Annotated in this window: 22 protein-coding genes; 13 read left to right on the plus strand and 9 right to left on the minus strand. The window is 71.3% G+C overall.

The genetic code is table 11. The features are described 5' to 3' along the window. Nucleotides 1-68: 68 nt before the first annotated feature. The 4 genes from OG505_RS07910 to OG505_RS07925 all read left to right on the plus strand — a co-directional run bounded on the left by OG505_RS07910 (nucleotide 69) and on the right by OG505_RS07925 (nucleotide 5,429). On the plus strand, nucleotides 69-1,646 hold the full coding sequence (locus OG505_RS07910) for a pyridoxal phosphate-dependent decarboxylase family protein (RefSeq protein ID WP_405432128.1): 1,578 nt from the start codon (nucleotides 69-71) through the stop codon (nucleotides 1,644-1,646). Nucleotides 1,647-1,672: 26 nt separating this feature from the next. Continuing rightward, on the plus strand, nucleotides 1,673-2,950 hold the full coding sequence (locus OG505_RS07915) for a lysine N(6)-hydroxylase/L-ornithine N(5)-oxygenase family protein (RefSeq protein WP_405432129.1): 1,278 nt from the start codon (nucleotides 1,673-1,675) through the stop codon (nucleotides 2,948-2,950). Continuing rightward, nucleotides 2,947-3,588 (plus strand): GNAT family N-acetyltransferase, encoded by a 642-nt coding sequence (locus OG505_RS07920; RefSeq protein WP_405432131.1) that lies wholly within the window; start codon nucleotides 2,947-2,949, stop codon nucleotides 3,586-3,588. The genes OG505_RS07915 and OG505_RS07920 overlap by 4 nt, the downstream gene beginning before the upstream one ends. Nucleotides 3,589-3,689: 101 nt before the next feature. Continuing rightward, nucleotides 3,690-5,429 (plus strand): IucA/IucC family protein, encoded by a 1,740-nt coding sequence (locus OG505_RS07925; RefSeq protein WP_405434421.1) that lies wholly within the window; start codon nucleotides 3,690-3,692, stop codon nucleotides 5,427-5,429. Between the two features lie 66 nt (nucleotides 5,430-5,495). Here the strand turns inward: OG505_RS07925 and OG505_RS07930 are convergent, their stop codons facing one another. Further along, complete coding sequence (locus tag OG505_RS07930; protein WP_405432132.1) at nucleotides 5,496-6,545, minus strand: S66 peptidase family protein; 1,050 nt, start codon at nucleotides 6,543-6,545, stop codon at nucleotides 5,496-5,498. Between the two features lie 318 nt (nucleotides 6,546-6,863). Here OG505_RS07930 and OG505_RS07935 point away from each other — a divergent pair, with 318 nt between their 5' ends. Together OG505_RS07935 and OG505_RS07940 are read left to right on the plus strand one after the other, a co-directional pair. After that, entirely contained in the window at nucleotides 6,864-9,197 is a 2,334-nt protein-coding gene (locus OG505_RS07935) for a beta-L-arabinofuranosidase domain-containing protein (protein WP_405432133.1), read from the plus strand. 329 nt (nucleotides 9,198-9,526) lie between these two features. Continuing rightward, entirely contained in the window at nucleotides 9,527-10,801 is a 1,275-nt protein-coding gene (locus OG505_RS07940; RefSeq protein ID WP_405432135.1) for an MFS transporter, read from the plus strand. A 16-nt stretch (nucleotides 10,802-10,817) separates the two neighbouring features. On the opposite strand, the gene OG505_RS07945 is transcribed toward OG505_RS07940, so the two are convergent. Together OG505_RS07945 and OG505_RS07950 are read right to left on the minus strand one after the other, a co-directional pair. Next, on the minus strand, nucleotides 10,818-11,303 hold the full coding sequence (locus tag OG505_RS07945; RefSeq protein WP_405432137.1) for a GNAT family N-acetyltransferase: 486 nt from the start codon (nucleotides 11,301-11,303) through the stop codon (nucleotides 10,818-10,820). Between the two features lie 52 nt (nucleotides 11,304-11,355). After that, on the minus strand, nucleotides 11,356-12,429 hold the full coding sequence (locus OG505_RS07950; protein ID WP_405432138.1) for a LacI family DNA-binding transcriptional regulator: 1,074 nt from the start codon (nucleotides 12,427-12,429) through the stop codon (nucleotides 11,356-11,358). Between the two features lie 740 nt (nucleotides 12,430-13,169). On the opposite strand from OG505_RS07950, the gene OG505_RS07955 reads away from it, so the two are divergent. From OG505_RS07955 to OG505_RS07980, 6 genes are all read left to right on the plus strand, one after another. Further along, nucleotides 13,170-14,321 (plus strand): Gfo/Idh/MocA family protein, encoded by a 1,152-nt coding sequence (locus OG505_RS07955; protein WP_405432139.1) that lies wholly within the window; start codon nucleotides 13,170-13,172, stop codon nucleotides 14,319-14,321. After that, nucleotides 14,318-15,472, plus strand: coding sequence for a dihydrodipicolinate synthase family protein (locus OG505_RS07960; RefSeq protein WP_405432141.1), 1,155 nt, complete (start codon nucleotides 14,318-14,320; stop codon nucleotides 15,470-15,472). The genes OG505_RS07955 and OG505_RS07960 overlap by 4 nt, the downstream gene beginning before the upstream one ends. A gap of 56 nt (nucleotides 15,473-15,528) precedes the next feature. Further along, nucleotides 15,529-16,332, plus strand: coding sequence for a sugar phosphate isomerase/epimerase family protein (locus OG505_RS07965; protein WP_405432142.1), 804 nt, complete (start codon nucleotides 15,529-15,531; stop codon nucleotides 16,330-16,332). A 225-nt stretch (nucleotides 16,333-16,557) separates the two neighbouring features. Beyond that, nucleotides 16,558-16,872, plus strand: coding sequence for a hypothetical protein (locus OG505_RS07970; protein WP_405432143.1), 315 nt, complete (start codon nucleotides 16,558-16,560; stop codon nucleotides 16,870-16,872). A gap of 9 nt (nucleotides 16,873-16,881) precedes the next feature. Beyond that, nucleotides 16,882-17,826, plus strand: coding sequence for an acyltransferase domain-containing protein (locus tag OG505_RS07975; protein WP_405432144.1), 945 nt, complete (start codon nucleotides 16,882-16,884; stop codon nucleotides 17,824-17,826). A gap of 44 nt (nucleotides 17,827-17,870) precedes the next feature. Next, on the plus strand, nucleotides 17,871-18,365 hold the full coding sequence (locus OG505_RS07980; protein WP_405432145.1) for an aminotransferase class I/II-fold pyridoxal phosphate-dependent enzyme: 495 nt from the start codon (nucleotides 17,871-17,873) through the stop codon (nucleotides 18,363-18,365). Between the two features lie 22 nt (nucleotides 18,366-18,387). Here the strand turns inward: OG505_RS07980 and OG505_RS07985 are convergent, their stop codons facing one another. The 6 genes from OG505_RS07985 to OG505_RS08010 all read right to left on the minus strand — a co-directional run bounded on the left by OG505_RS07985 (nucleotide 18,388) and on the right by OG505_RS08010 (nucleotide 21,830). Next, nucleotides 18,388-18,894 carry a GNAT family N-acetyltransferase gene (locus OG505_RS07985; protein WP_405432147.1) on the minus strand — a complete coding sequence of 169 codons (507 nt, stop codon included), beginning with the start codon at nucleotides 18,892-18,894 and terminating at the stop codon, nucleotides 18,388-18,390. Nucleotides 18,895-18,955: 61 nt separating this feature from the next. After that, nucleotides 18,956-19,300: a cupin domain-containing protein gene (locus tag OG505_RS07990; RefSeq protein WP_405432149.1), complete on the minus strand. Its 345-nt coding sequence runs from the start codon at nucleotides 19,298-19,300 to the stop codon at nucleotides 18,956-18,958. After that, nucleotides 19,294-19,734, minus strand: coding sequence for a pantetheine-phosphate adenylyltransferase (coaD, locus tag OG505_RS07995; protein ID WP_405432151.1), 441 nt, complete (start codon nucleotides 19,732-19,734; stop codon nucleotides 19,294-19,296). Before coaD ends, OG505_RS07990 begins: the two co-directional genes overlap by 7 nt. Continuing rightward, on the minus strand, nucleotides 19,727-20,263 hold the full coding sequence (locus OG505_RS08000) for a DUF6817 domain-containing protein (protein ID WP_405432152.1): 537 nt from the start codon (nucleotides 20,261-20,263) through the stop codon (nucleotides 19,727-19,729). Before OG505_RS08000 ends, coaD begins: the two co-directional genes overlap by 8 nt. A gap of 32 nt (nucleotides 20,264-20,295) precedes the next feature. After that, complete coding sequence (locus OG505_RS08005) at nucleotides 20,296-21,021, minus strand: PP2C family protein-serine/threonine phosphatase (protein WP_405432153.1); 726 nt, start codon at nucleotides 21,019-21,021, stop codon at nucleotides 20,296-20,298. After that, nucleotides 21,018-21,830 carry a GntR family transcriptional regulator gene (locus OG505_RS08010; RefSeq protein ID WP_405432154.1) on the minus strand — a complete coding sequence of 271 codons (813 nt, stop codon included), beginning with the start codon at nucleotides 21,828-21,830 and terminating at the stop codon, nucleotides 21,018-21,020. Before OG505_RS08010 ends, OG505_RS08005 begins: the two co-directional genes overlap by 4 nt. 208 nt (nucleotides 21,831-22,038) lie before the next feature. On the opposite strand from OG505_RS08010, the gene OG505_RS08015 reads away from it, so the two are divergent. Beyond that, complete coding sequence (locus OG505_RS08015) at nucleotides 22,039-22,260, plus strand: hypothetical protein (RefSeq protein WP_405432155.1); 222 nt, start codon at nucleotides 22,039-22,041, stop codon at nucleotides 22,258-22,260. Nucleotides 22,261-22,438: the final 178 nt, after the last annotated feature.

Consider the following 22,438-nt stretch of genomic DNA (forward strand, 5'->3'; position numbering starts at 1 on the left):
CCCCCGGCACGCGGACGCGCCCGGGGAGGGTTCCGGCTGCCCATCGTCGAGAACGTGGAGGACCTCCCGTGACCGTGCCGACGTACCCCGTCGAGACCGACCCGCCCGTGCCGACCGGCGCGCAGGCCGCCGCACCACCGGTCTCGACCGGCGTGCTGCCCGCGGCGCGGGCGCAGCTGCTGCACGACGGCTCGGTCGAGCAGTACCGGCGGGCGATCGCCGACGGCGTCGACCGGGTCGCCCGCCGGGTCGCCACGGTGGACCGGCCCGCCACCGGCGTCGCTCCCGCCGAGCTGGCCTCCCTCGTGAACACCGTCGACCTGGACCGGCCCCTGGGCGACGCCGGCGCGGCCCTGGACGAGCTGGAGGACGCCTACCTGCGCGACGCCGTCTGGTTCCACCACCCTCGCTACCTGGCCCACCTCAACTGCCCGGTGGTCATCCCGGCGCTGCTCGGCGAGGCGGTGCTGAGCGCGGTGAACTCCTCCCTGGACACCTGGGACCAGAGCGCCGGCGCCACGCTCATCGAGCGTCGACTGATCGACTGGACCGCCGCCCGGGTCGGCCTCGGCCCGGACGCCGACGGCGTGTTCACCAGCGGGGGCAGCCAGTCCAACCTCCAGGCGCTGCTGCTGGCCCGGGAGGAGGCGTGCGCCGCCGTGATCACCCCGGCGGCCCGCCTGGAGCTGCTGCCCCGACTGCGCGTGCTCACGTCCGCCGCCGGGCACTTCAGCGTGCAGAAGTCCGCCAAGCTCCTCGGTCTCGCCCCGGACGCGGTGATCACGGTACCCACCGACGCGCAGCGGCGGATCCGGCCCGCCGCCGTCCGCGACGAGATCACCCGGTGCCGGCAGGCCGGACTGTCCGTGATGGCCGTCGTCGGCACCGCCGGCACCACCGACTTCGGCTCCATCGACCCGCTCGCGGAGCTGGCCGGGATCTGCGCGGCGACGGGCGTCTGGCTGCACGTCGACGCCGCGTACGGCTGCGGGTTGCTCGTCTCGCCGACCCGCCGGCACCTGCTCGACGGCATCGAACGGGCCGACTCGGTGACCGTCGACTACCACAAGTCGTTCTTTCAGCCGGTCAGCTCCAGCGCCCTGCTGGTCCGCGACCGGCGGACGCTGCGGCACGCCACGTACCACGCCGACTACCTCAACCCCGCGCGCATGGTGCAGCAGCAGATCCCCAACCAGGTCGACAAGAGCCTGCAGACCACCCGCCGGTTCGACGCGCTCAAGCTCTGGCTGACCCTGCGGGTGATGGGCCCGGACGCGCTCGGCGCGCTCTTCGACGAGGTGGTCGACACTGCGGCCGAGGCCTGGCAGCTCGTCAGCCAGGACCCGCGTTTCGCGGTGGAGACCCGCTCGCAGTTGAGCACCGTGGTCTTCCGCTACCTGCCCACCGGCCCGGGCCGCGAGCTGGCCGACGGCGCCAACCTGTACGCCCGGGAGGCGCTGGCCGCCTCCGGACTCGCCGTGGTCGCCGGCACCCGGGTGGACGGCCGGCACTTCCTCAAGTTCACGCTGCTCAACCCGGCCACGACCGTCGACGACGTCAGCCACGTGCTCGAACTGATCGCCAGCCACGCCGGCCGGTACGTGCGCGACAACGTCGCCGCCGACCTGACCTGCCCCGTCGGCTGACCCCGGACCCGCGCCAGGAGAAGAAGATGTCCACCCACGACTTCGTCGCCATCGGGCTCGGCCCGTACAACCTGGGCCTGGCCTGTCTCACCGCGCCGATCGACGAGCTGGACGGGGTGTTCCTGGAGGCCCGGCCGAGCCTCGCCTGGCACCCCGGCATGCTGCTGGAGTCGGCCCGGTTGCAGACCCCGTTCATCGCCGACCTGGTGAGCCTCGCCGACCCGACCTCGCCGTACTCGTTCCTCAACCACCTCAAGGAGATCGGCCGGCTCTACCCGTTCTACATCCGGGAGAGCTTCTACCCGCTGCGCAGCGAGTACGACGCGTACTGCCGGTGGGCGGCGGCGAAGCTGCCGAACCTGCGCTTCGGCCAGACGGTGACCACGGTGGAGTACGACAGCGCCGACGAGCGGTACGTGGTGCGGGCCACCACCGGCGAGTCCGAGACCGTCACCTACCGGGCCCGGCACCTGGTGCTCGGCACCGGCACCCCGCCGCACCTGCCGGCCGCCGTCGCCGGGCTGAGCGGGGATGCCGTGCACAACTCGCGCTACCTGGAGCACCGGGACGCGCTGCGCACCAAGCGCAGCATCACGGTGGTGGGCAGCGGGCAGAGCGCCGCCGAGATCTACCACGACCTGCTCGGCGACCTCGACCGGTACGGCTACCAGCTGAACTGGGTCACCCGCTCGCCCCGGTTCTTCCCGCTCGAATACACCAAGCTGACACTGGAGATGACCTCACCGGACTACGTGGACTATTTCCACGCGCTGCCCGAGGCGACCCGCTACCGGCTGGAGGCCGAGCAGAAGGGCCTGTTCAAGGGCATCAACGCCGACCTGATCAACGACATCTTCGACCTGCTCTACGCGCACACCGTCGACGGGCCGGCGCGTACCCGGCTGCTGACCAACACCGAACTGGTCGACGCCGTCCACCGCGACGGGGAGTACACGCTCGGGTTGCGGCACGTAGAGCAGGAGCGGGACTTCACCCTGCGCACCGAGGGACTCGTGCTGGCCACGGGCTACCACTACCGGGTGCCGGAGTTCCTGGCCCCGGTGCGCGAACGGATCCGCTGGGACGCGCACGGCCGCTTCGACGTGGCCCGCAACTACAGCATCGACCACAGCGGGCGGGGCATCTTCCTGCAGAACGCGGGCACCCACACGCACAGCATCACCTCACCGGATCTGGGCATGGGCGCGTACCGCAACTCCTGGATCATCCGCGAGCTGCTCGGCCGGGAGCACTACCCGATCGAGAAGAGCATCACCTTCCAGGAGTTCGGGGTGATTTCGTGAGCGTGGTCTTCACCCGCGTCGACGACCGGCTCGGCGCGTTCGCCCTGCGTACCCTCGATCCGGAGGCCGACGCCCCGCTGCTGCACGGTTGGGTGACCCACCCGAAGGCGGCGTTCTGGCTGATGCAGGACGCCGACGAGGCCCAGGTCGTCGAGGAGTACCGGCGTATCGCCGCCCACCCGCACCACGACGCGTACCTCGGCCTGTGGCGGGGCGAACCGGCCTTCCTGGCCGAACGCTACGACCCGGCGCACGTCGAACTGGTCGGCCGGTACGACGCCCGGCCCGGCGACGTGGGCATGCACTTCCTGTGCGCGCCCGCCAGCGCTCCCGTGCACGGTTTCACCCGCGCGGTGATCCGTACCGTCATGGCGTGGCTCTTCGCCGACCTGGCGACCGTGCGGGTGGTGGTCGAGCCGGACGTGCGCAACACCGCCGTGCACGCGCTGAACGCCACCGTCGGCTTCGCCGTCGTCGGCCCGATCGCCAAGCCGGAGAAGGACGCGCTGCTCAGCGTCTGCACGCGCGCCCAGTTCGAGGCCACCGCCGGGCCCACCGCCGCCGCCAAGCCCGCCGCCGGGCCCACCGCCGCCGCCGAGCCCGCTGCCGCCACCCGACACGAAGGAGCCCCGGCGTGACCAGCACCGCCGTCCCCACCCCGCCGACCGCAGCCGGCCAGGCCGCCCCCGGCGACCCGGTCGCGCACCTCACCCCGTACCGCTGGGCGCGGGCCAACCGGATGCTGGTCCGCAAGGCGCTCGCCGAGTTCACCCACGAACGGCTGCTCACCCCGGTGCCCGTGCCCGGCCCCGACGACCGGCAGTGGTACGAGGTCCGCAGCGACGACGGCGCCGTCACGTACCGGTTCGTCGCCCGGGTGCTCGCCCTGGCCCACTGGCAGGTCGACGCCGACAGCATCACCCGGCACCGGGACGGCGTCGCGCTGCCACCCGACGCCGTGGACCTGATCGTCGAGCTGCGCGGCACCCTCGGCCTGTCCGCGCGGGTGCTCCCGGTCTATCTGGAGGAGATCACCTCCACCCTCGCCGGTACCGCGTACAAGCTGGCCCGGTCCCTGCCGAGCGCCGCCGAGCTGGCCGGGGCGGACTTCCAGGCCATCGAGACGTCGATGACCGAGGGCCACCCCTGCTTCGTGGCCAACAACGGCCGGCTCGGCTTCGGCGTGGACGAGTACCACCGCTACGCCCCCGAGGCCGCCACCCCGGTACGCCTGGAATGGCTGGCCGCGCACCGGGACCATTCGACGTTCAGCAGCGCCGCAGGCCTGGACTACGACACGCTCATCGCCGGCGAGCTGGACGCCGAGACCCGGGCCCGGTTCGCCGCCACGATGGCGGACCTCGGCCTGGACCTCGCCGACTACCACCTCATCCCGGCGCACCCGTGGCAGTGGTGGAACAGGCTGGCCGTGACGTTCGCGGGGGAGGTGGCCCAGCGTCGGCTGGTGCACCTGGGCCCCGGGCCGGACTCGTACCTGGCGCAGCAGTCCATCCGGACCTTCTTCAACGTCACCGAGCCGGGCCGGCACTACGTCAAGACCGCGCTGTCGGTGCTGAACATGGGCTTCATGCGCGGGTTGTCGGCCGCGTACATGGCCGCGACCCCGGCGATCAACGACTGGCTGGCCGACCTGATCGCCGGCGACGAGGTGTTGACCGGCACCGGGCTGACCGTCATCCGGGAGCGGGCCGCGGTCGGTTACCGGCACCGGCAGTACGAGGCGGCCACCGAGCGGACCTCCCCGTACCGCAAGATGCTGGCCGCGCTGTGGCGCGAGAGCCCGGTGCCCGGCCTGGCCCCGGGGCAGCGGCTGTCCACGATGGCCGCGCTGTTGCACGTCGACGACGCCGGCGGCTCGCTGGCGGCGGCGCTGATCGACCGGTCCGGCCTGGCACCCGAGGTGTGGCTGCGCCGCTACCTGGACGCCTACCTGACCCCGCTGCTGCACAGCTTCTACGCCCACGACCTGGCCTTCATGCCGCACGGCGAGAACGTCATCCTGGTCCTGGACGAGCACGACATCGTCCAGCGGGTGATCTTCAAGGACATCGCCGAGGAGATCGCGGTGCTCAGCGCCGACGTCGAGCTTCCGGAGGCGGTGGAGCGGATCCGGGTCGACGTGCCCGACGACACCAAGCTGCTGACCATCTTCACCGACGTGGTCGACTGCTTCCTGCGGCACCTCAACGCGGTGCTGGTCGAGGCCGGCGTGCTCACCGAGGGCGCCTTCTGGGGCACGGTCGCGACCTGCGCCGCCGACTACTTCGAGCGGGTGCCGCACCTGGCCGAGCGGGTCCGCCATTACGACCTGTTCGCCCCCGAATTCGCGCTGTCCTGCCTCAACCGCCTCCAGTTGCGCGACAACCAGCAGATGATCGACCTGGCCGACCCGTCGGCCGCCCTTCAGTTCGTCGGCACCCTCACGAATCCGCTGGCCGCCCACGCTCCGGCCCGCTGACGCCGTCCGCGTCCCGGCGGGCTCCGAGAGTCCGACCGCCGGCCGGTCCGTGGACGGCGTACCTCCTCATCGGTAGTCGGCGACGATCCGCCGTTCCACGCCGTCGACGGTGATCGGGCCGCCGTGGGGGAGGATCCACTGCGGCCTGGTGTGGCCGAACGGGACGCCGACGCAGACGACCGCCTCCGGGTTGTAGCGGTTCACCACGTCGACGACCGTGTCGCGCTGCTGCTCGCGTAGACGCGTCCTCTGCTCGGCGGCGGGTCGACGAGTGTGGTCGGAGACCGGGGGACGGGCGAGCAGGACCGCGTCGATGGCGCCGAGGAGACCGCGTTCACCCATCGCGCGGACGATCCAACCGACCTCGCGGGCGGGAAGGAGCTCCTCCGACGTCTCGATGATCAGCACGCCGCCGCGCAGAACCTCCGGAGGAAACGGGAAACGTCCCGCCGTGAGGGTCCACTGGAGGACCTCCAGGCACCCACCCCAGGCCGGGCCGGTGACCGTGCGGCGCGGCCCGTACCAGCTCCACGGCTTTGTGGGTTCGCGTTCCCCGAACGACTGCAACGCCCGTGGGTCGGCCCAGTCGATCCCGATGTCCTCGGACTCGCCCGGATCGGTGATCTCCAACCGCTCGCCGGTGAGGAGCGCGGCCCGCAGCGACCGGGCGTGGATGTCGTCCACGGCGGGCCCGGGGCCGAGGTGCACCTGAGAGGACCCTCCGTAGAAGCTCGCGATGCCGAGCCCCCAGAGCCACTGGTGCAGGTTGGTGTTGTCGCTGGTGCCCAGGAACGGCTTCGGGTCGGCGCGGGCGAGGCCGGCGTCCAGGTGGGGGATGACCGTGATCTGGTCCTCGCCTCCGATGACGGCGAGAATGGCGCGTACCCGGGGATCGGCGAAGGCGGCGTTGATGTCCGCCGCGCGCGCCTGCGCGCTCGCGCCGACCGTGCGGGTGGTCGGGTACTCGACCGGGACGAGGCCGGTCAGGTCGGCGAGCCGTCGCATGGCCTGCTCGTGGATCTCGGGGTACGCGCCGGCCGCGGCGAAGGACGGTGACAGGACCGCGATGCGGTCACCCGGTCGTGCCTTCGGGGGACTCACAAGATCATGCTTCATCCCGAGATTCCACCAGCGACGCCCTCGGCGCGCATCCCGTTTCGGGTGCGCTGACCCGGGACCGGCCTTGCCGTGTTCCCTGGGTGTTATCGATAACACGAGGTGGAACGCCCTACCGCATCCCCTTGCCGCGCCCGCTCTTGCAGCTCGTGTACAGGTGTACGGCGTACGACTACAGTTACCATCTTGAATTCGTGGGCCGGTGGGCCGTAACATGCCGGACACGGATGTGAACGCTAACGTTCGGACCCCTGCATCCCACCGAGCCCGTCCCGCCCGGTTGTCGCCCGTCGCCGGTAGCGCTCATCTGGAGGTCCCATGTCGTCCCTGCCCCTCAGCCGACGCCGCGTGCTGCAGGCGGCCGGCGCCACCGCCGTGCTCTCCGCGACCGGAGCCACGACGCTCGGCGCGGGTCCCGCCGCCGCTGCCGTGGTCCCGCCAGCGCGGTCGGACATCGGCGTCGGCGCCTACCCCTTCGATTTCGGTCAGGTGCGACTGACCGCCGGCCGCTGGCTGGACAACCAGACCCGCACCCTGAACTATCTGCGCATCGTCGACGTCGACCGGATGCTCTACAACTTCCGCGCCAACCACCGGCTCTCCACCAACGGCGCCGCCACCAACGGCGGCTGGGACGCGCCGAACTTCCCCTTCCGGACCCACATGCAGGGGCACTTCCTGACCGCGTGGGCCCATGCCTACGCGGTGCTCGGCGACACCACCTGCCGGGACAAGGCGAACTACATGGTCGCCGAGATGGCCAAGTGCCAGGCGAACAACGGCGCGGCCGGGTTCGGCTCGGGATACCTCTCCGGCTTCCCGGAGTCCGACTTCACCGCGCTCGAGGCACGGACGCTGTCCAACGGCAACGTGCCCTACTACTGCATCCACAAGACGCTCGCCGGCCTGCTCGACGTCTGGCGCTACACCGGCAACACCCAGGCCCGCACGGTGCTGCTGGCCCTCGCCGGCTGGGTCGACACCCGCACGTCCCGGCTCAGCTCCAGCCAGATGCAGTCGATGCTCGGCACCGAGTTCGGCGGCATGAACGAGGTGCTGACCGACATCTACCAGCAGACCGGTGACACCCGGTGGCTCACCACCGCCCAGCGGTTCGACCACGCCGCCGTGTTCAACCCCCTGGCCTCGAACCAGGACCAGCTCAACGGACTGCACGCCAACACGCAGGTGCCCAAGTGGGTCGGCGCCGCCCGCGAGTTCAAGGCCACCGGGACGACCCGCTACCGGGACATCGCCAGCAACGCGTGGAACATCACCGTCGGCGCGCACTCCTATGTCATCGGCGGCAACAGCCAGGCCGAACACTTCCGGGCGCCCAACGCGATCGCCGGGTACCTCAGCAACGACACCTGCGAGCAGTGCAACACCTACAACATGCTCAAGCTGACGCGGGAGCTGTGGCTGCTCGACCCGAACCGGACCGACTACTTCGACTACTACGAGCGCGCCACGATCAACCACCTGATCGGCGCGCAGAACCCGGCCGACAGCCACGGTCACATCACCTACTTCACCCCGCTCAAGCCGGGCGGCCGGCGGGGTGTGGGCCCGGCGTGGGGCGGCGGCACCTGGAGCACCGACTACAACTCGTTCTGGTGCTGCCAGGGCACCGGCGTGGAGATCAACACGAAGTTGATGGACTCCATCTACTTCTACAGCGGCACGACGCTGACCGTGAACCTGTTCGTGCCCTCGGAGCTGGACTGGTCGCAGCGGGGGATCACGGTCACGCAGAGCACCACGTACCCGGTGAGCGACACCACCACGCTCACCCTCGGCGGCACGATGAGCGGCTCGTGGAGCGTCCGCGTCCGCATTCCGGCGTGGACCAGCGGCGCGACGATCAGCGTCAATGGGGTGGCGCAGTCCGTCACCACGACGCCCGGCAGCTACGCCACGGTCACGCGCACCTGGGCCGCCGGGGACACCATCACGGTGCGTCTGCCGATGCGTGTCGTCGTGCAGCCGACCAACGACAACCCCAGCATCGCCGCCGTCACCTACGGCCCGAGCGTGCTCTGCGGCAACTACGGCAACACCACGCTGAGCGCGCCGCCGGCACTCAACGTCTCGTCCATCGCGCGGACCAGCACCAGCTCGCTGGCGTTCACCGCCACCGCGAACGGGTCCACCGTCAACCTCGGGCCGTTCCACGACGCCCACGGCTTCAACTACACCGTCTACTGGAACACCAGCGGCAGCAGCGGTGGGGGCAGCCACCGGCTGGTCAACGTCGGCAGCGGGATGGTGCTCGGCATCCAGAACATGTCCACCGCCGACGGTGGGCTGGCTCTGCAGTGGGACGACAGCGGCACCGCCGACCACAACTGGGTGGTGGTGACCGACGGCAACGCCGTCCGGTTCCGCAACGTCAACAGCGGGAAGGTCCTCGGCGTGGAGAACATGTCCACCGCCGACAACGCCCGCGTCCTGCAGTGGGCCGACAACGGCACCGCCGACCACCGGTGGACCCTGGTGGACAACGGCGACGGCACCTACAAGATCCGCAACGTCAACAGCGGCAAGCTGCTCGGCATCCTCAACGGGTCCACCGCGCGTGGCGCGCAGGCCGTACAGGACTCCGACAACGGCAGCGCGGACAACCGCTGGCGGCTCGTGGCCAACGCCTAGCGGTGGTCGCCACGTCGAGGGCCCGGCCTCGCTCAGTCGGCCGTCCCCGCGCGCCCGAACGCGTGGGCCAGCTGGGCCAGGTCGAGGCCCTCGACGTGGCGGAGGAACCGCCGACGTACGGCGGCGAGATGGCTCGACCTCGGGTGCGCTGAAGATCGTGGCCTGGAGCGCCGCGCTCGCGCCGCTGCGTCAGGGCTGACCCGCCCCCGCGTACGCCCCAGGACGGCCCCGGGAGTCCTTTTCGGGGCCGTCTCTGTTCGCCCAGACGTCGTGGGCGGCGCCGGTGGGACGGTCAGCACGGCACCACGAGCGCCGTTACTCTCGGCGGGATGAGCCGAGCTGCCCGCCCTCAGCGGGTTCCGCTGTGGCGGGACCGCTCCTTCGGCACGTACTGGATCGCGCAGTCGCTCTCCGCGGCCGGTGACGCGTTCGCCTACCTGGCGGTGCCGCTGCTGGTGTTGCAGGCGACCGGGTCGGTGGCGCAGATGGGCCTGCTCACCGCCGTCGCCGGCGCGGCGTCCGTGGTCGCCGGGATCTTCGGCGGGGTGCTGGTCGACCGGTACGACCGCCGTACGCTGATGATCGTCGCGGACCTGGCCCGTCTGGTCCTCTATGCCCTGGTGCCGCTGGCCTGGCTCGCGGGCCCGCAGGTCTGGCTGCTGTTCGTCGTGCTGCCGATCTGCGAGGCGGCCGGCATGCTGTTCCAGGTCGCGGCGGTGACCGCGGTGCGCAACCTCGTCGACTCCGACCGGCTCACCGAGGCCAACGGCCGGCTCCAGGCGACGTTCGCGGCGGCCGCCGTTCTCGGGCCGCTGCTCGCCGGTGTGGTGTCGACCCGCTTCGGCCCGGCGGTCGCCATCGCCGTCAACGCGGCGAGCTTCGCGCTCTCGGCGGCCGGCCTGCGGCTGGTCCGGCTGCGCGGCGTTCCGGCCGCCGACGTCGTGCCGCTGCCCCGGGAACGCCCGCTGGCCGAGTTCCTGGCCGGGGCGCGGTTCCTGTGGCGACAGCCCGTGCTCCGCGCGCTGACCGTCCTGCTGTCGGTGTTCATCTTCCTGACCTACGGCTTCACCGACGTGCTGATCTACCACGTCACGCACGACCTCGGCGGCACCGAGGGCACGGTCGGCGCGGTGCTCGGCCTGGCGGCGCTGGGCACGGTCGCCGGGGCGCTGCTGGTGGCCCCGCTGCGTCGCCGGCGCGGCTTCGGCGCCACCTGGATCGGCGCGCACGCCGTCTGCGGGTTCGCGGTGGCGGGCGCCGGCATGGCGACGACCGTGCCGGCGGTCATCGCGCTGACCGCCGTCTACCTGTGCTGTCTCAGCGTCGGCGGGATCTGCTCGATGTCGCTGCGCCAGGAGATCACCCCCGACCATCTGCTCGGCCGGGTCACCTCGGCGTTCTGGAGCACGCACTACGCCCTCGGGCCGGCCGGCGCCGCGATCCTGACCTGGACCGCCGGCCGGTACGGCGTCGCGGCTGTCGCGTTCGTGGCCGGAGCGGGCTGCCTGCTGGTAGCGGTCGGCGGGCTGTTCACCCCGATTTGCCGCGCTGGCGGGCAGACGCATCTGTCGCCTCCGGCCGTCCCGGTGGGTCAGGCCGGCTGACCACCGGCGGGGGCGGTCAGAACTCCTGGTACATGACGTGCAGACCGACCCGGCCGAGGGTGGGGTGGCGGAACGCGCCCGGTACGGTGCCGACCACGTCGAAGCCCTCCCTGCGGTACAGCTCGACCGCCGCACGGTTGCTCTCCACCACGGCGTTGAACTGCATGCCGGCGTACCCCCGTCGCCGTGCCCAGGTCAGGGCGTCGCGGCACAGCGCGGTGCCCACACCCCGGCCCCGCGCGTCGGCGGCGACCAGGAAACTGGCGGTGGACACGTGCGCGCCCGGCCCGGGCCGGTTGGTGCCCATCTTCGCGGTGCCGAGCACCCGCTCGCCGTCGATCGCGACGACGGTCCGCCCGGGCGGGGCCTCCACCCAGACGCGGTACGCCGTGTCCGCGGTCATGTCCGGGTCGTAGGGGAAGGTCTCCTGTGCCCGGACCACGTCCTCGATCATCGGCCACACCTGCGACCAGTCCTGGTCGTCGAACTCACGGATCCGCACGGGACGCAGGCTACGCGGGGCGCTCCGGGGACGCCGCGGGGGCCGACCCCGGTCAGGAGGCGGCGTCGGCTCGCCGGGCGCGGGGCGCCGACGCGGACGTCTCGCGCCGATGGGCCGGCGCCGGCCCGGCCGTGTCCCGGCGGATCAGCTCGGCGGGGAGCACCTCGACCCGGGGCGCCGGCGCCTCCGCGCCGAGCACCAGGGACATCGCCCGGACTCCCATGTCGACGAGCGGCAGCCGCACGGTGGTCAGCCCGGGTGTCACGTCCCGAGCGATCGGCATGTCGTCGAAGCCGATCACGGAGACCTGCTGCGGCACCGCAAGCGCGCGGGCCCGCAGGGTGGCGAGGGCGCCGATGGCCATCGAGTCGTTGAGGGCCACGATCGCGGTCAACCCGGGGTCGGCGTCGAGCAGCCGGGCGGTGGCCTCGGCGCCGCCGTCGCGGTCGAACTCGGCGTACCGGACGCGGCGCTCGGGCAGCTCGCGGCCCTGCTCGGCGAGGGCCTGCCGGAGCCCGGCCAGCCGATCGGTGGTGGTGGTGAGGATGCGGGGGCCGGCGACCACGCCGATCGCCCGGTGCCCCAGCTCGCACAGTTCGCGACCGGCGAGGTGACCACCGGCCCGGTTGTCCGGCATGACGGCGTCGCCGGAGTGCTCGTGGCGGCCGATGACCGCGACCCGCCCGCCGGTGGCCTCGTACGCGGCGAGCTTCTCGTTGAGCTGCCGGGTGAACGCCTCGTCGTGGTACCCGGAGCCGGCCAGGATCAGTGCCGCCACCTGGTGGCCGCGCAGCAGCTCCACGTACTCCAGCTCGCGGTCCGGGTCGCGGTAGCTGTTGCAGATCATCAGCAGCCGGCCCTGGTCGGTGGCGACCCGTTGCAGCCCTCGGGTGATCTCGGCGAAGTACGGGTCGGAGACGTCGTGCACGATCACGCCGACCGCGCTGCGGTGCGAGCGGGCCAGCAGTTGGGCGTGCGCGTTGGGCACGTACTGCAACTCGGCGACGGCGGCGAGCACCCGCTCGCGCAGCTCGTCGGTGACCGGTTTGCTGCTGCCGTTGATGACGCGGGAGGCGGTGGCGGGTGAGACGCCCGCGCGGCGGGCCACGTCGGACAGGGTCGCCATGGCCCGCCCCCTCGGTCTGTTGACGGCGTTTCGCCGCGCCGGCTAGTCACCGTACCGCAGAGAAAGCCCTTTCCCGCAGGGAGGCCCGGTGTTGACCTTCCCACCCGAGGTGCTGGCCGATCCGGCGGCGTACGCCGCGGCGGCGGCGCTGCCTGACGGGGGAGCGCCGGGCGCGGAGGTGCGCGCCGCGTACCGCCGGCGGTGACCGGCTTCTCGGCGCTGCGGTCCGGCGGGCCGGCGGCGCTGGCCGCGCTCCACGCCGCCGCGATCGCGCTGCGCCAGCCGTTGCTGACGCTCGAGGAAAGGCCTTGCCCGGTGTGCGGGGGCCGCCTACGCTCCAGGAAAGCGTTTGCCTGATCCGCCGACCGGCCCGCTCCACGAGTGTCGTGCCCGGCCCCGAGGAGGTTCCGCGTGACCGAGAACTCTTTGGACACGGCGGGCCGGCCGGCCGCCGCCGACCAGGCGAGCGGTGCGCGGGCAGCCGCCTCCACACCCGGAAAAGTCGGTGCGGCAGTCGTCGACGGCTTGACGTCGTCCAGGGTGGTGCAACGCCGCCCGGCGGTGGCCGTCCACCACGCCCGACGCTCGGTCGGCGCGCGGCGGCCCTCGCCGACTCGCTGTGGCGACCGGCGCTGGTGCTGGTCGCCTTCTTCGTCGCCTGGTGGTTCGTCGCCGCCCGGGAGTACGTCCGCCAACCACTGAACGCGGATCGGCACGACCAGCATGACGGAAGGAGCACCATGACCCGCAGGTCCATCGGCATCATCGTCAACGGCGTGACCGGACGGATGGGCTACCGCCAACACCTCGTCCGGTCCCTGCTGGCCATCCGCGAGTCCGGCGGCGTGACGGTGGCCGACGGCACGACCATCTGGCCGGAACCGGTCCTGGTCGGGCGCAACGAGACGAAGCTCCGCGAGCTCGCCGAACGGCACGGCCTCACCGACTGGACCACCGACCTGACCTCGGCGCTGGCCCGCGACGACGTCGAGATCTACTTCGACGCCCAGGTCACCCAGCAGCGCGAGAAGGCGATCCGTCAGGCGATCGAGGCTGGCAAGCACATCTACACCGAGAAGCCCCTGGCCGAGGACACCGCCGGCGCGCTCGACCTGGCCCGGGCCGCCGACGCGGCCGGCGTCCGCACCGGCGTCGTGCAGGACAAGCTGTTCCTGCCCGGTCTGCGCAAGCTCAAGCGGCTCATCGACGGCGGTTTCTTCGGCCGGATCCTCTCGGTGCGGGGCGAGTTCGGCTACTGGGTCTTCGAGGGCGACTGGCAGCCGGCCCAGCGCCCGTCCTGGAACTACCGGGCCGAGGACGGCGGCGGGATCACGTCCGACATGTTCCCGCACTGGCACTACGTGCTCCAGGAGTTGTTCGGCCGGGTCAACGCGGTCTCCTGCGTGACCGCCACCCACGTGCCCGAGCGCGTCGACGAGGACGGCCGCACCTACGCGGCCACCGCCGACGACGCCGCGTACGCCATCTTCGAACTCGACGGCGGGATCATCGCGCAGATCAACTCGTCCTGGGGCGTGCGGGTGTACCGCGACGAGCTGGTGGAGTTCCAGGTCGACGGCACCGAGGGCAGCGCCGTCGCCGGACTGCGCAACTGCCGGGTGCAGCACCGGGCGGTCACCCCGAAACCGGTGTGGAACCCGGACCTGCCGGTCACTGAGGACTTCCGCGCCCAGTGGACCGAGGTGCCCGACAACGAGGAGTTCGACAACGGCTTCCGGGTGCAGTGGGAGGCGTTCCTGCGGCACGTCGTGGCCGGCGAGCCGTTCCAGTGGGACTTCCTGGCCGGCGCGCGCGGCGTACAGCTCGCCGAGCTGGGGCTGCGCGCGGCCCGCGAGGGCGTCCGCGTCCAGGTGCCGGAGCTGCGCGCATGAGCGCCGCCGACGTGGTGCTGCCGGGCGGGCGGCGACACCGGCTGGCCGGGGGGGCCCGCTTCGCCCGCCCGGCCGCCCCGGCGACCGGCCGGATCGCGTACGCCGCCGCGCACGTGGTCGCCGACCCGGGTGCGGAGAACGGGCCGGGGGCCCCGGCGGTCGTGGACTGGGACACCACCCTCGCGTTCCGGCGGCACCTGTGGTCGTACGGGCTGGGGGTCGCCGAGGCGATGGACACCGCCCAGCGGGGGATGGGGCTGGACTACCCGGCCACCCGGGAGCTGATCCGGCGCAGCGCCGCCGAGGCCCGCGCCGTGGGCGGCCGGATCGTCGCGGGTGTCGGCACCGACCAGCTGCCGGCCGGCCCGGCCACCCTGGCGGCGGTCGTCGCCGCGTACCGCGAACAGCTCGACGACGTCCGCGCGGCCGGCGCCCGGCCGGTGCTGATGTGCAGCCGGCACCTGGCCGCCGCCGCCCGCCGCCCCGAGGACTACCTGCGGGTGTACGACGAGCTGCTGACCGCCGCCGGCGAGCCGGTGGTGCTGCACTGGCTGGGGCCGATGTTCGACCCGGCGTTGACCGGCTACTGGGGATCCGCCGATCTGGATCTGGCCGCCGACACGGCCGTCGAGCTGATCAAGGCGCACCAGTCCACGGTGGATGGCATCAAGGTGTCGCTGCTGGACGCCGGCCGGGAGGTCGCGCTGCGCCGCCGGCTACCGGCGGGGGTACGTCTCTACACCGGCGACGACTTCCACTACCCGGAGCTGATCCGGGGTGACGAGGTGGGCCATTCCGACGCGCTGCTCGGGGTGTTCGCGGCGATCGCGCCGGCCGCCGCCGCCGCGCTGGCGGCCCTCGACCGGGGTGACCTGGCGGCGTACGACGAGATCTTCGCGCCGACCGTGCCGCTGGCCCGGCACCTGTTCGCGGCGCCGACCTGGCACTACAAGACGGGGATCGTGTTCCTGGCCTGGCTGGCCGGTCACCAGGACCACTTCACCATGGTCGGCGGCGCGCAGTCCGGGCGGTCCCCGGCGCACCTGGCGACCCTGCTCACCCTGGCCGACGCGGCCGGGCTGTTGCCCGACGCCGACCTGGCCGCCGCCCGCGCGCGGGCGTTCTTCACCGTGGCCGGGGTCGTCCAGTGAGCGCGAGGATCGAGCCGGGTTTGCGAGCCCCGCAGTCGCGAGCGACGATCAGCCCAGTGAGTCTCGCGCGCTTCTCGTTCAATCAGGCCACCGCACAGCACTGGGCGCTGCCCGACGTGGTCGCCGGTTGTGTGGCGGCCGGCGTGCCGGGCATCGGGTTGTGGCGGGAGCCGGTGGCCGGGTACGGGCTGGCCCGTTCGGCGAAACTGGTCCGCGACGCCGGCCTCGTCGTCACGTCCCTGTGCCGGGGTGGTTTCTTCTCCGCGGACGACTGGCGTGCGGAGAACCTGCGGGCCATCGAGGAGGCCGCCGCGCTGGGCGCACCCGAGCTGGTGCTGGTCTCCGGCGGTCTGCCGGCCGGTAGTCGGGACATCGACGGTGCCCGGCGTCGGGTCGCCGACGCGATCGGCGAGTTGGCCCCGCACGCGGCCGCGGCCGGCGTCCGGTTGGCCATCGAGCCGCTGCACCCGATGTTCGCCGCCGACCGGTGCGTGATCGCCACCCTCGGCCAGGCACTGGACATCGCTGAGCGGTTCGACCCGGCGGTGGTCGGCGTGGTCGTCGACGCATACCACGTGTGGTGGGACGACACGGTGTACGCGCAGATCGCGCGGGCCGGCGCGCGGATCGCCGCGTTCCAGGTCTGCGACTGGGTGACCCCGCTGCCCGAGGGGGTGCTGCTCGGCCGGGCGCTGCCCGGCGACGGGTGCATCGAGTTGCGCCGGCTGCGCGAGGCGGTCGACGCCGCCGGTTACCGCGGGCCGATCGAGGTGGAGGTCTTCTCCGCCGAGGTGTGGGCGCGTCCCGGCGCGCAGGTGCTGGACGCGGCGATCGCCGGTTACCTGCGCCACGTTGTCTGAGCGACTGTCCGACGGCGGGCCGACCGGCGCGCGGACGTCCTCGCGGGACGACGCACGGACGGCGCTGGCCGTCGGCGGCCGGCGCCTGGCTGGGCATCGGCACCGCGCCGGCCACCCTGGTGCTCGGTGCGGCGATGGCCGCCCGGCCTGATTTCAGCGTGGGTCTCGCCCGGCGGCGGGACCTGGCCTGGTGTGTGGGGCTGCTGATCGGGCCGGCGTTGCTGGGTGTGCTCGCGGGTGCCGGCCTGTGGCTTCGACCGTCTCGCGCCGCCCTGGTTGACGCTGCTGGCCGCCGCGCTGCCGGTGCTGGTGGTGCCGATGGCGACCGAGGCGGTGGCCCGCCGCCGCGGCCGGACCGCGCGGAGGGTGCCCGCCTGGTGTTGGCTGCCGCCGGCGCTGGTCGCGGTCGCCTGCACGCTCGCCGGGATCGGCGTCGCCCCACTGCTCGGCCTGGCCCGCAATGCTCACTCTGCTCTGGAGGCGTCTCGCGTGACGCTGGCGAGGAGATGCCGGCCGCGCGGGACCGCCGGCCGGCGGTAGAGTCGCCCGGTGGACGTGGACGATACCGCCGCCCGGCTCGGGGTGCCCGTCGAGGCGGTCGAGCGTGTGCACCGCCTCGCCGGCGACCGGCCGTCGGCTCCGCTGCCCGCCAGGGCCGACGCGCTCGCGATGCTCGACCGGCTCGCGGTCCGCCCGGACGACGCCGCCGAGATCATGGCCGGCTGGCCCGACCCCGATTTGCCACTGTGGACTCCGGAGCTGCGCTGGCTGCTCGACCGCTCGATCGCCCTGGTCCGCGCCGATCTCGGCGGCTACGTGTGGCTGCCGCCCGGCCCGGAGCTGCCACGCGAACGGGGCCCCGCCTGGCAGCATCTCTACGTGTACGCGTACCTCGCCCTCGTCGGTGTCGTCCGGGACTACCACCGCGACCATGGCATCCCCGACGCCGTGTCCTGGGTGACCCTCGCGGACCTGGGTCGCAACCTCGCCATCGACCGGCGGATGCGTCGCGAGGGGTGGCCCGTCATGCAGAGCTGGTTGACGTTGCACATGCGTGGCGCCGTCTACGAGCTGGGCCGGTTGCAGCACCACCGCGGCGACGGCGCCATCGGCCTGCACATCCCCGACTCGGGGCCGTTGACCCCGGAAGCGGTCTCGGCGTCGCTCGACGAGGCCCGCGCCTTCTTCCCGCGCCACTTTCCCGACGAGCGCTACACGGCGTTCTCGTGCGGCTCGTGGCTGCTCGACCCGCAGCTGCGGGACTACCTTCCCGAGGATTCCAACATCATCCGCTTCCAACGACGATTCGAGCTGGAGCCCTACGAGGAGCCCGAAGGGCTGGACGCCGACGTCGAGGTGCGGCGCTTCGTGTTCCGCACCCTGAGCACGCCGCTCGACCAACTACCGCGCCGCACCGCCCTGCAACGGGCGATCGTCGACCACCTGACGGCCGGCCGTCACTGGCAGTGGCGTCAGGGCCGCTTCGCGATCTGAGCGGGCCCGTAGGCACAACGGCGTTTCATGCCCGCCCTGATCCGGTGCGAGCCGTCGAAGGCCCGGAGGTCACGGACTGGATGCGGGCCTGGGGGCGCCTGGTCGCGTTCCGGCTGGTGCCGTGGGTGCTTCTGGTGCGGTACATGCGCGTCTGCCCGAACGTGCTGGCCCAGCACGCCATCCAGACGGCGCTCGGCGGCTACCAGAGCATCGAGGAGCTGGCCCGCCCCGGAGGTCGCCTGCTGGAGCAGCGCGACCACGCCTGGCAGTGCCTCGTCGACATCCCCGGCGTCGACTGCGTCAAGCCGGCCGGCGCCCTCTACCTCTTCGCCCGTCTCGACCCCAAAGTTCACAAGATCCACGACGACGAGCGCCTGGTGATCGACCTCTTGGAGCAGCAGCACCTCCTGATTTCCCACGGCACCGGCTTCAACCTCGACACACCAGACCACCTCCGCCTGGTCTTCCTGGCCTCCACGGACGTTCTCGACGACGCCGTCTCCCGGATCCGTACCTTCCTCTCCACCTACCGTCAGTAGCGCTGCGGTGCGGCACCCGACATCACTCGGCTTCGACCTCGGTGCGATAGACGGTGAAGCCGCGTCGCTGATAGTTGGGTAAGGCATTCGGATGGTCGAACGAGCAGGTGTGCAGCCACACCCTGCGGACAGCCGGGGATTCCACTGCCGCACTGTCCCAGGCCTGCCGGATGGTCAGCGTCAGCGCATGGCCGCCGAGACCCCTCCCGACATGTTCCGGCAACAGCCCAAAGGCGGTGATCTCCACATCTCCGCCAGGCTGAGGTTCCACATTGGCGACGCCCACGGTCTCGTCCTTCAGGGTGATGAACCAGTACTGGCGCAGCGGACGACACCGCACCAGTTCCTGCCACTCGTCGTTCGTGCGGGACGCACTGCGCCACCCGTAGGGGGATCCGACCTGAGCATGTGTGGCGCGCACGAGCGGCAGGCCACCGTCAACGCGCCGTAGGAGAAGCTCCGGCACGATTTTCCCAGGACGCAGGTCCTTGGCGTCGTTCATCTCCAGGTAGGTGACAACCTTTACCATCCCGGCAGGCTACCCATCGTTGCGGGCAGGCCCAACACAAGCAATTCCGAGGTACGGCCGCCTACTGGGCTCGCCGGCCCGGAGCGCGCGAGCCGTAGGCCGGGCCGAACACCACCAGCAGCGCCAGGTCCTCGGTCACGTCGACGAACCGGTGTTCCTCCCCGGCCGGCACGAAGATCACCCAACCCGGCCCCACCTCGGCCGTGCCATCCGGGGTCACGATCCGGGCCTGTCCCGCGGTGACCACGTAGATCTCATCCTCGGTGTGCGGGCTCTGGTCGTCGAGACCGCCCGCCGGGATGCAGTACGTTCCGACCGACAGGTCGGGCGTTCTCAGCTGCTCGACCCAGTCGTTGGCGGCTCCGGCGGGTGCGGTCCACCGCCCCGCGCCTTCGATGATCAGCATGGCGGAAGTATTCCCTTCATGGTGCGGGCCACTGTCGACGACACCGCGGCCAGTTCGGGCTGCGCGGGCAGAAACACCGTGGGGACCCGCAATGCCTGGTTCATCACGGCGAGCTGATACTCGGCCTGAAGGTCGGTCGTGTTCCGTACGCCGCGGACTATTACTCCGATGTCGTGGCGACGGCAGTAGGTGGAGGTCAGCCCACTCCATGCCGCAACGGTGACGGAGGTCCAGCCGGCCGGCAGAATTGCCCGGACCGCGGCCGCTCGTTCCTCTACGTCGAGTCCCGGATGTTTGGAGCTGTTGACGGCGACGAGCACGATCACCTCGTCGAAGATCTTGCGTGCTCGGTTCACCACGTTCGCATGCCCCGAAGTGAAGGGGTCGAAGCTGCCGGGGTAGACGGCTCGTATGGGTGCGCGACCGTCAGTCACTGTGCAGTACCCGCTGCGCATCGAGGATGACCTGCTCGCTGGCCAGTGCGGCCCAGGAGGCGAACCGTTCCCGGAAGTAGGCGCCGTGCCGGCCCGCCACGGCCGGATCCTGCTCGATGACGTCCAGTTCGTTGACGATGCTCAGGTCCACGAGAGACTGCAGTTGAGCCGGATCCGGCGTTCGCACCTGACCTGTGAAGCGGTCGAACACCTGGCCGGTCCTGGCCAGCGCCCGCCAGCTACGCCCACGGTCGCAGGCGCCGTAGAGATAGACAAGCTGCTCAGCGTCCGCGCCGACGAGATCCCGCAACACCGCGCGGTCGGCCGGATCAAGCAGAGCGCGATCGAAGCCGTCGGTGCCGTAGGCGGCGTGGGTGAGGCCCGCCGCCTGCACGTCACTGCCGCAGCCGAGCAGGGTCAGTCGTTCGTTGACCCGACACAGGTGGGCGTACAGGTTGCCGCCGGGATGCGCGATCTGCTCCGCTCCCTGCCGGCGGAGCCAGACCCGTACGCCGTCGTCGGTGCTCATGGCCCGACTGTAGGGATTGGCGGTCGGATTCGTCAGCCCTGGGTTACGTCAATGACGATTACGGTGATGTTGTCGTGCCCACCCTGGTCGATCGCCAGGGTCACGAGTCGGTCGGAGATCTCCCCGGGCTCGCCCTGGGAGTCGAGCGCAGCTCGTATGTGCTCGTGTGGCACGTACGAACTCAGTCCGTCAGAACACAACAGGACTCGGTCGCCGGGTTGAAGCTGGAGAGGCGTCAGGTCGGCCGACCGGCCGTCGTCCCGTCCGTCGAGGAAGCGGGCCAGCTTCTCGGGGAGGTTGGGCACCGCGTCAGCGCCGGCGATGAGATGTTTGTAGGTGTGATCCTCGCTGATCTGGATCAGGGCGTTGTCATGGGAGCCGTGGCGTCGGATCAGGTAGGCGCGGGAGTCCCCAACGTTCGCCACGACCGCATGACTGCCAGAGCACAGCAAGGCGACAAATGTCGTTCCCATCCCCGCCAGCTTCGGATCCTCGCGGACTTTCCGGCGTAACGCCTCACTCGCTTCGCGGATGGCCCGTCCCAGGAAGTCCGCAAGATCCTCCGGATCCACCAGGCGGTCGTACGCCTGCACGGCGGCGATGACTGTGCTGCTCGCGACATCACCGGAGACGTGGCCGCCGAGGCCGTCCGCAACGACGTAGAGCCATTGTCCTTGGCTGTGGGAGTCCTCGTTCCGTTTGCGAACGAGGCCCTGGTGCGTCCGGCTGGCGGCTCCCATGCTGAGGGCCACGGTCATGACCCTTCTACCGGTCCGGCGTCGGGCCACGGCTCCTTGGCGTTCGTGTCGCGGTGCAGGACGTGGACCGTTTCGACTCGGTCGCTCGCCACGACGTATTCGGTCACCTCGACCGGCTTCTTGTCGCCTCCCGAGGTGCCGACCCGCACGATCTCCAGGACGGGCAGGTTGGTGGGAATCTCCAGGAGGGCTGCTTCGTCTCTGCTGGGCATCCGGGCGCGATGAATCTCCATCCAACTGATGGGCCAGTGGCCGGCATTCTCGATGTGGTGCAGCCACTCGCCAGCCGCCGGGCTCGCGTCCAGGTCGGCGACGATGGCAGCGACGCGTGGGTGAATCCACGAGATGTTGATCTGAAATGGGGCCTCGGACGCTGGCCCGGTAACCCGAAAGCGGCGAAGCACTTCGGTCCCCGGCTCCACGCCAAGCAGTTTGGCGATGCGGGGATCGTCCAGTGTGGCGGGTGCGTTGACGGCCGTTCCGTGGCGAAGCCATACCTCCTGGCTGCTCGCCGAAGGAAACGAGTAGCCGGATGCCTGCTCGTTGCGCTTGACCAGGTCGCCGCGGGGTCGACGTGGCCGCATCGTGCCGTATCGAACGGCAATGCCCCGACCCTGGACGGCCCACACGTAGCCCTCGGTCTCCAGGAGGGCGATGGCCCGGCCGACGGTGTCGCGGTTGGCGTCGTACTCGGCCGCGAGATCGTTGAGGGTCGGAAGCCGCGCACCCGGCTCCCATTCTCCGGCTTCGATCCGCTCTCGGATCATGGACGCGATGTTCAGGTAGCGCGAGTGCACCGGCACGTCCACGCCCTTCCCGGTTGTCCCAAGACAATCCTTGACTCTGACTCAGATCGTCCCCACACTATCTCTTGAAGATTGTCCCCAGACAATCCCGTGGGAGGGCCTAGGTCGGGTCGCCCATCGAACCTGCGCAGTGGGTGTCTCAGGGAAGAGGATGTCCGTGACAGGAAATTGCGGCGAGCCAGAAGAGCTGCGTCCCACGAGCAAGCCGTCGATGCCGGAGATCCCGACGGTTGTCGTGGCGGACGTGCCGCAGGTCTTCGTTCTCATGAGGGACGACGAGGTTGTCGGGTACCTGTTCGACCTTCCTTCGGGCGCGATGGCCATCCTGGACGGTACGGGGGAGATCTTCCGATCGGACTCCCTGGAGGAATTCACCAGGTTCTTCGGCCCCTTGCTGGATCTGGACATCGCGAAGGTCAGGCAAGACCTCTGACCTGCACCGCCCCGCCGTCGTCGACGACACGTCGGTGGTGGGAGGCGTCCTCCGCGGCTACCGGTCGTACCTGCCACCGTCCATCCGGAGGGTGGCGCCGGTCAGGTGGCCGGAGATTGGGCTGGCGAGGTAGGCGACGAGGTCGGCTTGCTCCTGGGGAGGGCACCGCCTTCTGTGC

This window comes from Micromonospora sp. NBC_00617, from assembly GCF_045161355.1.
In the GTDB taxonomy this organism is placed as follows: Bacteria; Actinomycetota; Actinomycetes; order Mycobacteriales; family Micromonosporaceae; genus Micromonospora.